This window comes from Streptococcus sp. 20925_1_22 (assembly GCF_041431685.1).
Classification (GTDB): Bacteria; Bacillota; Bacilli; order Lactobacillales; family Streptococcaceae; genus Streptococcus.
On the sequence record NZ_JAPVYE010000005.1, the window covers coordinates 25827 to 39484 of the forward strand.

Below are 13658 nucleotides of genomic sequence, written 5' to 3' on the forward strand. Positions count from 1 at the left end.
AGACCGCTTTAATCCAAGTTTATTTTCAAAATTTTAGTTAGTTTTTATTTGATGAGCTCGTATTTGAGCTGCTGTTAGAGGAGGACGAGCCAGAGTTGTCTGCTGTTTTAGTGTTGACACGCATAGTCGTTTCAAATGGTGTCACCACGCTTGGCATGACATTCCCCTGTCCATCAACAGCCTGCAGCGGCGCTGTCCCGCTGTAGTTGCCGGTGATAATGACATTGGTCGGGAGAATAGCTACGACATATTCAATCTTAGATAGGGTCTCCTCGTCACTGGTTACTGTAGCTTCCTTATTTTCCAAGGTTACACCACTGATAGACACATTTTCAGCCACCTGACTGTCTGTGATGAGGTAGCGGACCTCAACCTTCTTGCTGGCTTTTTTACCAATCTTAACAGAAATCTTCTGCGGAGTGACTGCAGCAGTCAGACCGCTCGGTAGGTTTTCCACTTTCAGAGGAATCTCTACTGTGCCTTCTGTAGCTTTGGAAAGATCAGCTACAACTCGAAACTTCCGAGTACTTTCCTGCATTTCACTGGCTAGATTGACTCGGTTGGAGCCTGTCAAGGCAACGGAAACTTCAGAAGTAAAGCCGCTGATAAAGTAATTCTCGCTGTCATATTTGATGTCAATTGGCACATTGGAAACCGTATTGGTATAAGTTTCAGAAGTGACCTGTCGAACTCCGGTATTGTTTTGATAACTGCTAGAGGTTGCATAGACAAAAAGCACTAGGGCAAAGAAAAACGAAGAGATGATATAAAGAATTTTTTTACGTTTTTTCATTTCTTCCATCCTCCCATGAAGCGTTTTTTCAAACCTGCTGGCTTGTCCTGCTCTGATAAGAAGACCTTTCTCAGCTCTGTCTCAAACTCATCCAAAGTCAGATCATGCTTGAAAATCCCATTGTGTGTGGTGGAAATACCGCCTGTTTCTTCTGAAACGACAAAAGTAAACGCATCTGATACTTCAGACAGGCCAATAGCTGCACGGTGCCGGGTTCCAAACTCCTTAGAGATGCCGCTGCTTTCTGTCAGAGGCAGGTAGGCACAGGAAGCCGCAATTTTATTGTTTTTTATGATGACAGCTCCATCGTGCAATGGCGTATTGGGGATAAAAATGTTGATTAGCAGCTCTCCGGACACATCTGCATCCAAGGGAATCCCTGTTGCAATATATTCCTGCAAGGTGCGGGTTCCCTGAATGGCCACCAAAGCCCCGATTTTCCGCGGACTCATATAGGCAACAGACTTAACAAAGGCCTGAACCATTTTTTCTTCGTTACTGATGGGCGTCGCAGAAAAGATATCAGTTGCTCGGCCAAGCTTTTCCAATCCTGCCCGAATCTCAGGCGAGAAAATCACCACAGCCGCAATAACCCCGTAAGTGATAACCTGATTGATCAGCCAAGAAATGGTGGTCAAGCCAATGATATTGGCAAAAAACTGTGCCAAGATAAAGAAGAGCACCCCGCGGACCAAAATCATAATCTTGGTACCGGCAATGGCCTTGATTAGATAATATAGAATCCATGCGACGATAGCGACGTCAATAATATTAATTACAATCCTCCAAGGGTCAGAAAACAAACTGGCCCAATATTGGAGATTGGTTAGTTGTTGAAAATTCATACTTAGACTTCCTACTCCTCTACAAGCAAAATCAAACAGCTGTAGCAACAAATCGAACTTATTAAATCTGGTATCAGCCTGATTTTATCTTGTAATTAGAGTTTACTCAATTAACTTCTCTCTTTTTATTTTACAGTGGGTCTTAATGCTTAAAGACTTACCAACCCATTATATCACGTTTGTCAATATTTTTCTGTAACCTTCTTTACTTTTTTATGATAAAATATTTCTTATGAAGATAAATACAGCATTGGGCCTCTTGGCGGGCAAGTCCTCCCACTTTGTTCTCAGCAAAATGGGGCGTGGATCGACTCTGCCGGGGAAAGTTGCCCTTACATTTGACAAAAATATTTTACAAAATCTAGCGAAGAACTATGAGGTTGTGGTTATTACCGGAACCAATGGGAAAACACTGACTACAGCTCTGACAGTGGGCATTCTCAAGGAAGCTTTCGGAGAAGTAGTGACCAATCCCAGCGGTGCCAATATGATTACCGGTATTACCACAACCTTCCTAACCGCTAAAAAAGGCAAATCTGGCAAGAATATCGCTGTGCTGGAGATAGACGAAGCCAGCCTATCTCGGATTTGTGATTATATCAAGCCTAGCCTCTTCGTCTTTACCAATATTTTCCGAGACCAGATGGACCGCTATGGGGAGATCTACACAACCTACCAGATGATTCTGGATGCTGCAGCTAAAGTGCCTGAAGCGACTGTACTGATGAATGGTGACAGCCCCCTCTTTAACTCGGTCAGCCTAAAGAATCCTGTCCGCTACTATGGATTTGATACCGAGAAAGGCCAGGCTCAGCTAGCTCACTACAATACAGAGGGCATCCTCTGTCCTAAGTGTGAGCATATCCTCAAGTATGAGCTCAACACCTATGCCAATCTGGGAGCTTATATCTGTGAGGACTGTGGCTTCAAACGTCCTAAGCTAGACTACAGCCTGACCGCTCTCAAAACACTTGAGCATAACCGATCTGCCTTTACTATTGATGGACAAGACTATCAAATCAATATCGGCGGTCTCTACAATATCTATAACGCTCTAGCAGCAGTGTCAGTAGCTCAGTTCTTTGGTGTCGAGCCGGCTACTATCAAGGCCGGCTTTGACAAGAGCCGAGCTGTCTTTGGCCGTCAGGAAACTTTCAAAATCGGCGATAAGGAATGTACCTTAGTCTTGATTAAAAATCCGGTCGGGGCGACCCAAGCACTGGATATGATTGGACTTGCACCCTTTGACTTTAGTTTGTCCGTCCTGCTCAATGCAAACTATGCGGACGGCATTGATACCAGCTGGATCTGGGATGCTGACTTTGAAAAGATTTTAGAGATGGACATCCCTCAGGTCATTGCAGGTGGTGTCCGCCACTCTGAGATTGCTCGTCGACTGCGGGTAACGGGCTATCCAGCAAATCAGATTACCGAAGTCAAAGATTTGGAAGCAGTCTTTAAGACCATTGAACAGCAAGAAACCAAGCATGCCTATATCTTAGCAACTTATACTGCCATGCTGGAATTCCGCGAGTTGCTGGCAGAACGACAAGTAGTCAGAAAGGAGATGAACTAATGGTATACAGATCCCTCACTTCTCCTGAAAACCAGGACTATCGCTACGAAGTAAAGATTGCCCACCTCTATGGCAATCTCATGAATACCTACGGCGACAACGGCAATGTCCTCATGCTCAAGTATGTGGCTGAAAAGCTAGGCGCTAGAGTTGAAGTCGATATCGTCTCTCTAGAAGATGACTTTGACAAGGACAGCTACGACATCGTCTTCTTTGGCGGAGGTCAAGACTATGAGCAAACGATCGTGGCTCGTGACCTGCCAGCTAAAAAGGAAGCTTTGGAAAGCTTTATCAATGAAAATGGTGTTGTGCTAGCTATCTGCGGTGGTTTCCAACTCTTAGGCCAATACTATATCGAAGCTTCTGGCCGACGAATCGAAGGTCTGGGCATCATGGGCCACTATACCCTCAACCAGACCAAAAACCGCTATATTGGTGACATTAAGATTCATAACGAAGAATTCGATGAAACTTACTACGGCTTTGAAAATCACCAAGGACGAACTTTCCTCTCGGACGATGAAAAACCTCTGGGCAAAGTCGTCTATGGAAATGGCAACAACCACGATGATGGTCGCGAAGGCGTCCATTATAAAAATGTCTTTGGCTCCTACTTCCATGGTCCCATCTTGTCCCGCAATGCGAACTTGGCCTACCGTCTGGTGACCACCGCTCTGAAAAACAAGTATGGCTCAGATATCAAATTGCCAGCTTATGAGGACATCTTAGCACTGGAAAAACAGGAAGAATACGGAGATATCAAGAGCAAGGCCGAGTTTGAATAAATAAACAGGAGAATCACTATGAAAGAAAAATTGCATTATATCCTGCTTTTAATTACCATTCTATTGGTTGCCGGTATTTCCTTGGCCAATATGCAGAGCGTCAATGTTAGCTTTATCTTGTTCAGCTTCAAACTTCCCTTAATCATATTGATTTTGGTCTCAGTGCTCCTAGGCTCTGTCACGACCTTTCTCATCAGCATGTTGAAAAACTTCTCGCTGAAAAAAGAGCTTAAGAAAACCAAAGAAGCACTTAAAAATTCCCATACAGAAAACTAGGTTGGAAATTATTCCAGCCTAGTTTTTTTGTATTTTCTTTTGATAAAGGTAGGAAATCAAAGCCAATCCCATCACTCCGAAACCAATCAGAAGAAAGGAAAGGGTGTGGACACTCGGCAGAAGAGTCATCAGAAAAGTCGCAGGAGGCACGAAAAGAATTGCCAGCGTGTAGATCGTTGAGAAAACGCGGCCTAGATACTGCTTGTCCACCTTGGTCTGAACCTGGCTGAAGAAATGAATGTTGAAAACAGTCATAAATAGCTCGCAGATAAGATTACCAGAATAAGAAAAATAGGGATGAACTGGTAGCAAGGCAGAGACACCCATGACTGCGACTCCGACACCTGTCAATAGCAGGGCTACAAGTAAGTTGCCCATACTGGCCTTAACCTTGCTGGCTAGAATGGCTCCGATGATTGAGCCTATAGCACCCAAACTCAAAATAGTCGCATAAGAACCGGTCTTTTCATAGAGCTGATTAGTAAAAGGCAATAGATAATTAAAGGCCGCAAAGAAAAAGTTGACTGCAGAAGCTACCAAAAGCAGAAAGAAAATTTCTTTTTGCTGACGGATATAAACTAAACCTTCCTTGATATCTCTCAGGATATTTCCAAAATTGATAGGAGACTTCTGCTTGCTTGGCTCATGATTAGGCAGAAAGTAAACCAAGGCAAAAGCTAGAAAGAAACTAAGGGCATCCAGCTGAAGAGTCACGCGCAGATTTGCATACTGCATTACGATAAAAGACAAAACTGGAGCTGAGACACTGATAACCTGCAAGGCCAGTTCCAGATGAGAATTGTAAGCCACTATGTCTTCCTTGTCCACAATCTCTGTAATATAAGACTTATTAGCTGGCCGAGAAAAAGCAAAGGCTATAGCCTGAACTACATTGGCAAAAATCAGCGCTCCAATCATGAGCTGGTCATTAGAAATAAAGGAAATCAGTAGACAAAGACCAGCACAAATCAAGTCCGCTACCATCAGAACCTTACGTCTGGAAAAGCGGTCCGTAATGGCTCCCCCAAAAGGATTGAATAAGATAGAAGTGACTAGCTCTGATATCTGGTAAATGCCCAAGACCGTCTGTCCCAGAGCTCCCAAAGAAGCAAGCCAGATGCTATTTCCATAGTCATAAAGCATATTCCCAATTTTATTAATAGCAGCCCGTGTAATCAGCTGTGCTGCCTGTCGATTCATAAAAATACCTCCTTCCATTTCTGAAACTATTGTATCAGGAATGGAGGGAGGTTCTTTATTTTTCCCATATTTGGGAAATTATACTTTTACAAACTTATCGAAGTGCTCTTGATAATAGGCGACTTGCTCAGGTAGTTCGAGCACTTCAAAGATATGCATGGCTTCCTGCATTTGCTTAATTCCCTGCTTCTTCTGTCCCTTCTGATAAGCTGCAAAACCCTTGAGATAGAGGAATACATTGCGTTCATAGAGTTTGATGCCCTTGCCAATGATTTTCTCTACGTAAGCCTCAAAATAACTAGCCTTATCAAAATAACGACTCTCCAAACAATGCTGGTAACAATTGAGGGCTAAAATCAAGACCAATTTCTTATGGCGACCGATTTCTTTATAGTAGTCCTCTCGCTCCATGACTTCCCTGCCCAGACGGTAAACGTAGTCCACATCATAGAAACTATAGAGATTGCGAAAGAGAATCAGCTCATACATAGTCCAATCTTCCACTTGAAAGAGATAATCAGCCACCTTATCTAAATCCTCTTGCCTCATGCGAAACTGACTGTCCCGCTGACAAATCAAGCCCTGCATCAAAATCCAATTCAGCTCATAGTAAAGAGGCGCACTTCTGGCCTTGGCCTTTTCCAACTGCTCCGCTTGCAAGTCTTGAAATCCCTTGATGTCATTTGAGTAGTAAAGAGGGATAATTTTACCCATCATGGCCACGTGCTCATGCTGCTGGAAATTCCGGGCCTTGTCCATAAAATTTTCAAGGGTCACATGAATATTATCCAAGAGATCTAAAAATTTCGAGAGGGTCATGTCCGACTCACTCAGCTCAAAACGAGACAGCTGAGAGGTCGAGCAAACCTGGCCCGCCGCTTCCTTCAAAGAATAATGCCCATTTAAACGAAAATCACGAAAAACTTTACCTAAATCTTCCATTTGTTTACCACTTCAATTCCTTTAATTGCTGTTTCGCTTCCCTAGTCGCTTCTTTCAAAACTACCTTCACCGCCCCTTGTTCGGATTTTATTTTCAGACGAGGCTTCTTTCGTCAAAATCTTATCGGCTGAAAATCGGAAAAGGCAGATTCTACTAAGAATCCTGTCTACTTTTCTCTATTACCCATACCAATCGTTCTTTTTATCTGTTTTTTAATAAATCCTTGTGTTTTTTTAAATATTTTTTTCCATACCACTCTTCTACAGTTTTCCCTTCCCACTCACGGTATTCTTCGGGATATTTCCATTTGTAGAAAGCTTGTAAATAACTAGGAAATTCGATGTAGATCAGCATAGCAATCACAGCAATATTTAGGATAATCCATGTTATCAAAAGACCTAAGCCTTCCAACGAAGTTGAAAATTTTATGGAAAAACCCTTTATTATAAAGTTTATAATTACTCCAATTCCCAAAAAGATCATTCCATAAATCGCTATCTTATTGGCAATTTTATTGCGAAGAGAAGAGCCACTTCCATTACCATACATCAGTTTTTTAAGACTTTCAATTTCAAGGCTAAACATAAAATAGGCTAATATAGAAATAAAAACAAAAATAGCAGCAATCATCCAAATAGATAAAGTTGGTAATGATATATCAATAGCTAGCAGGTTAAATTCAAAACTAAGCCAAATTAAAAATGTGATAACATGAAAATGATAACGATAGGGCAGTATAAAAGCTTTTCTAAAAACTTTACCAATCAATATGATAAATACCCAAATTAAGAAACAGACTAGATATACCTCAGCTGTTAGTAATGGATGTTGATAGATAGGCAATCTTAAATCTTTAGGATCAGAGTCGTGCAAGGATAGCGAGAAAACAAGAATCATAAAGTTTATAATGACAGGACCGATAAGAGTTAAAACAATATTCTGAATATGAAGAACTAGTTTAGACTTTCCTTCCCTATAATATATTTCTAACTTAGAGAAAACATTTCCTTTCTGGTACTGTACAAACCCATCATCTTCCAGATTCAAACTCTCTTCAAAACTAGCCTTAAAAATAGATTTTTTCTTCATTTTTTCAATCAAAATACCAATATATTTCCTATTCCATAAGATGTCTAGAAATTACCGCCATAACGCCCACACCTTCATAAGGGTTCAAATAATCTTTCATTTTGGAATTCATTACAGCAAAACTTTTCAAAACTCATATTTTCTATTATGAAATTTTATTGTATCTATTCTTTCTATATCTTTCAACAGCCATAAACCATCTAACCATATTGTTTTGCCATAATAACAGAACTGCTGCAGCTGGTAAAATACCCATAAAGCTTAAAGTGATAATCTCACTGCCGATAGGTGTCCCTATCATATTAAAAACTAGAATAGATATGACTAAAATTGGACCAATCAGTCCCATTAAAGCCATAAATACTGTGAAAATCCAAGCGAATATCTTCTTGCCAAGAGTAACCTTCTTATCGCCAAAATTACCCCAAATAAGATTAGTATCAACTGCCCGTCTAAAATTTTCTTTACTGGTTGGCTGTGCCAACTTAACATTCTTATAAAGGGCTCGCTCTACTATGACCAGCAAAAGAGTACCTTCCAGAAACCAAACAATTAGAAAATAAACCAAAGTACCATAGCCATAGACACCACCAAACAATCGTGTCTCAGGAAAAAGCTGCATCACACCACTAAAAGCAATCAGAAATGATGTAATTAAAATGATTTGTTTCCGATTGCCACGCGATGCCTCTGTATTCAATAGTTTACTTTTAGGAGCTGCTAAGGGGTCTCTTGGCTTTTCTACATTTACATAAATAGCCTGACCATCACTTTCCCCTATATAAATAACTTTCCTAAAAAACATCCTTCATCCTTTCCTCTCTATATACCAACAATTAAAACAAGTCAGGTTGATATAGTTCTCAGCATTTTCTTTTCTTCCTCTTTTTAAACTGATAATAAATAAAACTCCCCGTAGCATCCAAGACAATCGTATAGCCAAAAATTCTAATAAACCATATTAGCCAAATCGGACTATTTTCAGCATCTATATGCAATAATTGCAAACAAGCAATAATACCAAGAAATAGAATAACCTCTGTAATCAAACGGGGCTTAGTCTTTTTGAAATCTAAAGTTTTTAAAAAACTCTGATTATATAATTCTTCTGGTACTTCTTCCCAGTAAGTCTTATCTTTCGCTCTCAACTTAAGTAAATATCCGACTTCGACAATGAGTCTCGAGAAAGCTGATATAAACACTAGATTACCAAAAATACCTAATATTTGCTTAGAATAACCGGATATCCAACCAACCATCATTCCCCCAAGCAAGGTAGCTCCTAGAATTATCCAGATAGAGGGTTTACTATAGACACTCGAAGCAGCAACATAGTTGGCATTAGTCCGTTGCTCGGAAAAGCCTGTTTCTAATTGTTTCTTTAGCTATCTTACATTATAAAGGATTAAACCCAAAAATAGAATCAGAGAACTAAGCCCAAAAATAATGGTATATATAAAAGAATTTCTCAATAAATTATTAGTGAGTACAACAATAACATAATCCGTTAAAACTAATGACAGAAGTAATCCATTAATCATTGCAAAAAGCATGGCTGTGCCAAAAAATTGATGCCTATAAATCAATTTTTGATTGAAAGAAACAATTTGACATATCGTCATAAAAAGAAAGTATACACAAAAAAATAGGAATATAAGATTAGAAAAGGGATTCAATTTGAGTTGATCTTTTATAAAATAATACACATGCGACAAGGCAATACTTAAGACAAATATACCGGACCAGGCCAAACCAAGCATCCCAACGGAAGCTCGTATCGCACCTAGTGATTGAAAATAGTTCTTGTTTAATTCTTCTGGTCCTAAAACTATATTTTTTTCACTCATTTTCTACCTCAAAAAATTTAGTCTCTGTATCTCTGAAAGCCGTTTGTTAGTCAAGTATAGTTACTAACATTGTATGGATAAGTCTAGACTGGTTTATGACAACCGAACCAATTGGTAAAATAGGGTTATTATTTTCCATTTTCATTCTCCAATTCATAATTTAATTTATCTAAAATTTTATTATTTATAACAGTTTTGACTATGCCATTCCATATAATATTTGGAACTAAAGAAAGTAATATAGCAAGCACAACTAATTTTATTATAAACTCTATGATTGTACTTGGCATAAAATAAAACCAATAAACAAAAGGAATAACTGCAAAGACAATAAACAACACTACTAAAATGTTTGCAAGATAAGGTGTTTTTATCTGTTTCAAAACATCATTATGTTTTAAAGTTATATCGTGTATAACTTCAAAATATTCTTTCTGGATAGTACTACTTGGAGCTTCAATCAAAGGATAGGTATTTCTAATTGAAATCATCCATAATTCAAAAAGTATAAACAACCAAATTCCTAAGATCATCGGTAACAGAAAAGAAAAAAGACCGAACTCAATTTGAGGAACAATGTAATTATCAGAATAACCAGCGATAAAAGCCATAATCGGGACAATCAAAAATGGCGAAGACATCCAAGTTAATCTGCCAATTTTCTTAGCTATGTTTTGGTGATTCCCTATTTTTTCCTTATCGAGCCTTCTCCAAACAATATCTCCTGATAAAAAATAGTACTCTGCAGCTAAGCCTGTTCCTTTTAAATTAGTTCCCATCCCATTATCAACAGCAAATAATAATCTTATCTTTTTCACAATGGACAGCTCCATATTAGCTTTTTAGACTTAATATTTCGATCTAGTTCTTTATTGACATCACTTCCTAAAAGCAATAATTTTTTACTCATTTTCTTCTCCATTCTCTTGTGTTGTTTCTTCTTCTAGCTTGCCACTTTTGACCAGCTTTTTATAATATCGTTTGCTGTACCATTCTCGGTCTGAAATCTTTAAGTAGGATTTATACTCTTCTGGGTACTTGTGGATATAATAGGCTTGAAAAATATGCACATTCATCATAAAAGCTATAAAATAACCGCTAATGACAAACCAAACCACTAAAAATAATCCCAAAATATAAAAATACCAAAGGACCGGAAGTTGATTCATTAGATGATAGACCAGTGATACCGGAAAGAGCACTACCATCGTTCCGACTGTAATCATCATCACTTTCTTAAGAATTGACTTTTCTTCTTCATCGTTCAGTCTCCTTTTCAGATTCTGGATACTATTCGTAATAATCCAGAAAAAGAGAACGATTCCTAAGACGAACTGAAACCAGAATCCCACCAATGTATAAGCATCGTAAGCTACCGCACTAGCAAAATAAAACCCCGATATAAAAGCACAAATTGACATTGAAAAATAAAAAGGAAAGTAAGTCCAAAGCTGACTGTTCAAGCGTTTCTTGGGCCAAAAAACAGGGATAGATCCAAAAAGGAAAGTTAGATAGAAAACTATACTGATTGGTCGCATTATTTGCCCAATTGTGTGAAACAAAGAAACCGATTGATGAGAAAGATAGTGTACTTCTCCACTTTGACCTACACTACTTGGCAAAGCAATTAATAGAAAGTAAACCATAATTCCAAAAAAGATAAATATGCAAAACACGACCGTAAACAGCCGATTGATCATCCCCATATGAATAGGATTTGGCATACCGGAGGTTAAGGCAAACTTTCCGTTCGTTACGATTTTCTTACTTCGTTCAAAGTCTGCACCGAAAATACTGATTTTTTTCATTTTTAATCTCCAAATTTCATCTAGTAGAAAGGCTCATATTCTTGGGAATCTTCCATTTGAGGATAGGAGACAAATTGTGTCACAAAACAGCAACTGTCGCAACAACTACTCCTCGCTCCGTTAAAGATATAGCACTTGCTTTCTGCGATTCGACTGTTTTACCTAACACCTAGTTACAAGTTTCGCTCTCTGTTTCTTTCTTAAACAGGATTTTCCCTTGGCTGTATAGCTTCATAATCTTCACAAAACGAATCGGGTTGTTTTGGTTGTACAACAAAAAGAGCATGAAGAACATTAAACCTGCTCCCCAAAAATCATAGCCTTGTTCAATCGGTTGCCCGAATTTTTGAGTGCAGTCGTAAAAAACATACAAATAATAGATCGCAAAGGCAAGTATGATGTAACGAGTGATTCGATAAATCGTAGCAGATGCCTCAGCTGGATCAAAGTGTTCGTCCCTCACCATCAAATTATGTGACACTGCATAATAAAACACCTTCTCTGTTGTCGGCTGAGCCTTGCGCACATTTTTATAAAGTCCTCGCTCAAGAATTGCGGTAAACAATAGAAACTCAGCCAGCCACAATAGTAACACATAGCTCAAACTAGTCCAGTTATAGACACCAATATCCAAGGCTGAAAGGAGGCCATAGAGACCAGGTCCACCAGCCATTAGAAAAATAACCATTTCAGGAATGTAAGCATTGGTCTTATAAGCACCTTCCGTATTGAGCAGGAAACTTTTGGGAGCTGCTAAAGCCTCTCTAGTCTGCTGGTCATAATAGACCGCCTGACCATCACACTCGCCAATAAATACTCGACGACGTCTAAGAAAAAACATTCTAACCTCTTTCCAATTACTTATTGAAGTTCTGTTACCAAACTTTATAATCTCTACTGCTTCACTGACTTTTATTTAATTTCAAATCAGCTAAGCCCCAGCTTTATAATCATGTAGCTCTTTTGTCACGATAGCTCCATCCGATCCGACATTAATTTCTAAATATACATCAGGATTATCGTCAGCTCTACATACTACACTCAGTTTTCCACCATAGAATAAATCCAATATATCAAAACTCTTAGTAAGATTATTTTGATTATATAATACAAAAGAAACACCTAATAAAAGTCCAGTTGCAATAATTTTAAATATTTCTCCTCCAATAGGATTACCTAACAAGTCTTGATAATTAAAAATGAAATCATAGGCATAGAAGAATCCAACCAAGGGGACTAGAAAAATCAATCCTTTTATCAAGCGTGTACCATTTCTATTCTCTTTCTTGCTCAAATCCTTCTCCACCTTCTGTTCTTCGTCCAATGTCTCCATAATAACCAAACTAATTGTTTGAGAGGTCACTTGTGCTCTGTTGATATTTCGATACAAGGCACGTTCTACGAGGATAGTAATAAAGGCAAACTCAGCTATCCAAATAAGAATAACACTCCAAAAAGTTGTCATGGTATATGTTCCATGCAAGAATAATCTAAAGAAAGAAATTATTCCTCCTCCACTAGACAAAAACAGGACAACTAAAAGAGGTATATGCCGATTCATCCTGCTTGATTTCTCTGTATCTAATAGTTTACTCTTTGGTGCCTCTAAAAGTTCGTGGGTCTTACAATCAAAATAAATAGCTTTATCGCCATATTGATTAAAAAACATACGACGTCTTATAAAAAACATATCTCTCCTCATTTCTAATTCTTATTCTAGTTCTGTCAGCAAACCTCTGTTCCCAAAACTGAATTAGCTAACTTTTTCATTCAACATCTGTATTGTAGAAAAATTCTTATTTCATATTCCTAAACTTATTTTGTACTTGCAATATAAGCCAATTTCTCAATTCTCTCGTGAATCGTTTCTACATTCAAATTTTCTCGAAGGTATTCACAGAGCACTCCATTTTCATAAAACATTTGCTCTGAAAGCTGACCTTTTGGTTCATCGGGGCACTGAATCATAACAATGCTGAAAACACCACCAGGACCAGAATTCTCAATCACATTCCCTTCAAAATGATAGGTGAAAGCCTGAAATTGAGAACCATTGTAGTTACCTGAAATTATATAGGCAACCTTTACCATATTTCCACGACCAAATGGATAATGACTAAAATTAGCATATTTTTCTACATACGGATTCTGGGAAAGTTTTAGTGTGAGATCATTACTTGTTTTTTGCTTGGAATAATCTCTGTAATAGTCATTCCCTTGTGCTTTGTCAAATTGATAGCCGTGCTCGGAAGCGAAGGCTTGGTATACTTTATTCTTTTTAGCGGAATGACTAATCGCCCAATAAACTATCCAACCTACGAAAGCAAAAATTGCTAGCATTAAGACAATAAAAATTATTACAAAATCCATCATTTTATCCTATTTTTCTTAAATAAAACGATTCAGTCATCAAAATCTTTAGTAATACGATAACTGAACCACATTGAATATCAATTTAATTTTTCCTGTAAGCTCTAAGAAGCTCATTTCTCACAGA

At 38.4% G+C, this 13658-nt stretch carries 14 protein-coding genes and 1 pseudogene; 3 read left to right on the plus strand and 12 right to left on the minus strand.

Features of this window, described 5'->3' with window-relative positions; translation table 11 throughout:
- Positions 1-37 precede the first annotated feature (37 nt).
- Entirely contained in the window at positions 38-802 is a 765-nt protein-coding gene (locus O3621_RS07845) for a YbbR-like domain-containing protein (RefSeq protein WP_002912103.1), read from the minus strand.
- Positions 790-1638: a diadenylate cyclase CdaA gene (gene cdaA / locus O3621_RS07850; protein ID WP_060976264.1), complete on the minus strand. Its 849-nt coding sequence runs from the start codon at positions 1636-1638 to the stop codon at positions 790-792. Before cdaA ends, O3621_RS07845 begins: the two co-directional genes overlap by 13 nt.
- A 232-nt stretch (positions 1639-1870) precedes the next feature.
- On the opposite strand from cdaA, the gene murT reads away from it, so the two are divergent.
- From murT to O3621_RS07865, 3 genes are read left to right on the plus strand one after another with little or no spacing between them, the layout of a single operon-like run.
- On the plus strand, positions 1871-3214 hold the full coding sequence (murT, locus tag O3621_RS07855; protein WP_314449740.1) for a lipid II isoglutaminyl synthase subunit MurT: 1344 nt from the start codon (positions 1871-1873) through the stop codon (positions 3212-3214).
- The gene (gatD, locus tag O3621_RS07860) at positions 3214-3999 is read left to right on the plus strand and encodes a lipid II isoglutaminyl synthase subunit GatD (RefSeq protein WP_314449741.1); all 786 of its coding nucleotides are present in this window, start codon (positions 3214-3216) and stop codon (positions 3997-3999) included. The genes murT and gatD overlap by 1 nt, the downstream gene beginning before the upstream one ends.
- An 18-nt stretch (positions 4000-4017) precedes the next feature.
- Positions 4018-4275 (plus strand): LapA family protein, encoded by a 258-nt coding sequence (locus O3621_RS07865; RefSeq protein ID WP_002902722.1) that lies wholly within the window; start codon positions 4018-4020, stop codon positions 4273-4275.
- Positions 4276-4293: 18 nt separating this feature from the next.
- Here the strand turns inward: O3621_RS07865 and O3621_RS07870 are convergent, their stop codons facing one another.
- The 10 genes and pseudogenes from O3621_RS07870 to O3621_RS07915 form a co-directional block, all read right to left on the minus strand.
- On the minus strand, positions 4294-5475 hold the full coding sequence (locus O3621_RS07870) for an MFS transporter (RefSeq protein ID WP_314449742.1): 1182 nt from the start codon (positions 5473-5475) through the stop codon (positions 4294-4296).
- A 78-nt stretch (positions 5476-5553) separates the two neighbouring features.
- On the minus strand, positions 5554-6417 hold the full coding sequence (locus O3621_RS07875; RefSeq protein WP_314449743.1) for a MutR family transcriptional regulator: 864 nt from the start codon (positions 6415-6417) through the stop codon (positions 5554-5556).
- A gap of 201 nt (positions 6418-6618) precedes the next feature.
- Positions 6619-7506, minus strand: a complete 888-nt coding sequence (locus O3621_RS07880) for a hypothetical protein (protein ID WP_371514079.1) — start codon at positions 7504-7506, stop codon at positions 6619-6621.
- 145 nt (positions 7507-7651) lie between these two features.
- A complete protein-coding gene (locus tag O3621_RS07885) occupies positions 7652-8311 on the minus strand; it encodes a hypothetical protein (RefSeq protein ID WP_002902718.1) in 660 nt (219 codons plus the stop codon).
- A gap of 58 nt (positions 8312-8369) precedes the next feature.
- Positions 8370-9266: pseudogene (locus tag O3621_RS07890) on the minus strand (hypothetical protein).
- A gap of 215 nt (positions 9267-9481) precedes the next feature.
- Complete coding sequence (locus O3621_RS07895) at positions 9482-10186, minus strand: hypothetical protein (protein ID WP_314449887.1); 705 nt, start codon at positions 10184-10186, stop codon at positions 9482-9484.
- Between the two features lie 69 nt (positions 10187-10255).
- On the minus strand, positions 10256-11161 hold the full coding sequence (locus tag O3621_RS07900) for a beta-carotene 15,15'-monooxygenase (RefSeq protein WP_314449888.1): 906 nt from the start codon (positions 11159-11161) through the stop codon (positions 10256-10258).
- Positions 11162-11330: 169 nt separating this feature from the next.
- Positions 11331-12002 (minus strand): hypothetical protein, encoded by a 672-nt coding sequence (locus tag O3621_RS07905; protein WP_314449890.1) that lies wholly within the window; start codon positions 12000-12002, stop codon positions 11331-11333.
- Positions 12003-12092: 90 nt separating this feature from the next.
- Positions 12093-12830 carry a hypothetical protein gene (locus O3621_RS07910; protein WP_268697845.1) on the minus strand — a complete coding sequence of 246 codons (738 nt, stop codon included), beginning with the start codon at positions 12828-12830 and terminating at the stop codon, positions 12093-12095.
- A 146-nt stretch (positions 12831-12976) separates the two neighbouring features.
- Positions 12977-13534 carry a hypothetical protein gene (locus O3621_RS07915; RefSeq protein ID WP_314449892.1) on the minus strand — a complete coding sequence of 186 codons (558 nt, stop codon included), beginning with the start codon at positions 13532-13534 and terminating at the stop codon, positions 12977-12979.
- Positions 13535-13658: the final 124 nt, after the last annotated feature.

Excerpts from the sequence above, each read along its gene's own strand:
- O3621_RS07870 (WP_314449742.1), bottom strand. The coding sequence starts at position 5,475 with ATGAATCGACAGGCAGCACAGCTGATTACACGGGCTGCTATTAATAAA.
- O3621_RS07875 (WP_314449743.1), bottom strand. The coding sequence starts at position 6,417 with ATGGAAGATTTAGGTAAAGTTTTTCGTGATTTTCGTTTAAATGGGCAT.
- O3621_RS07885 (WP_002902718.1), bottom strand. The coding sequence starts at position 8,311 with ATGTTTTTTAGGAAAGTTATTTATATAGGGGAAAGTGATGGTCAGGCT.
- O3621_RS07895 (WP_314449887.1), bottom strand. The coding sequence starts at position 10,186 with ATGGAGCTGTCCATTGTGAAAAAGATAAGATTATTATTTGCTGTTGAT.
- O3621_RS07915 (WP_314449892.1), bottom strand. The coding sequence starts at position 13,534 with ATGATGGATTTTGTAATAATTTTTATTGTCTTAATGCTAGCAATTTTT.
- O3621_RS07905 (WP_314449890.1), bottom strand. The coding sequence starts at position 12,002 with ATGTTTTTTCTTAGACGTCGTCGAGTATTTATTGGCGAGTGTGATGGT.
- gatD (WP_314449741.1), top strand. The coding sequence starts at position 3,214 with ATGGTATACAGATCCCTCACTTCTCCTGAAAACCAGGACTATCGCTAC.
- cdaA (WP_060976264.1), bottom strand. The coding sequence starts at position 1,638 with ATGAATTTTCAACAACTAACCAATCTCCAATATTGGGCCAGTTTGTTT.
- O3621_RS07865 (WP_002902722.1), top strand. The coding sequence starts at position 4,018 with ATGAAAGAAAAATTGCATTATATCCTGCTTTTAATTACCATTCTATTG.
- O3621_RS07910 (WP_268697845.1), bottom strand. The coding sequence starts at position 12,830 with ATGTTTTTTAATCAATATGGCGATAAAGCTATTTATTTTGATTGTAAG.
- O3621_RS07900 (WP_314449888.1), bottom strand. The coding sequence starts at position 11,161 with ATGAAAAAAATCAGTATTTTCGGTGCAGACTTTGAACGAAGTAAGAAA.
- O3621_RS07880 (WP_371514079.1), bottom strand. The coding sequence starts at position 7,506 with ATGAAGAAAAAATCTATTTTTAAGGCTAGTTTTGAAGAGAGTTTGAAT.
- O3621_RS07845 (WP_002912103.1), bottom strand. The coding sequence starts at position 802 with ATGGAAGAAATGAAAAAACGTAAAAAAATTCTTTATATCATCTCTTCG.
- murT (WP_314449740.1), top strand. The coding sequence starts at position 1,871 with ATGAAGATAAATACAGCATTGGGCCTCTTGGCGGGCAAGTCCTCCCAC.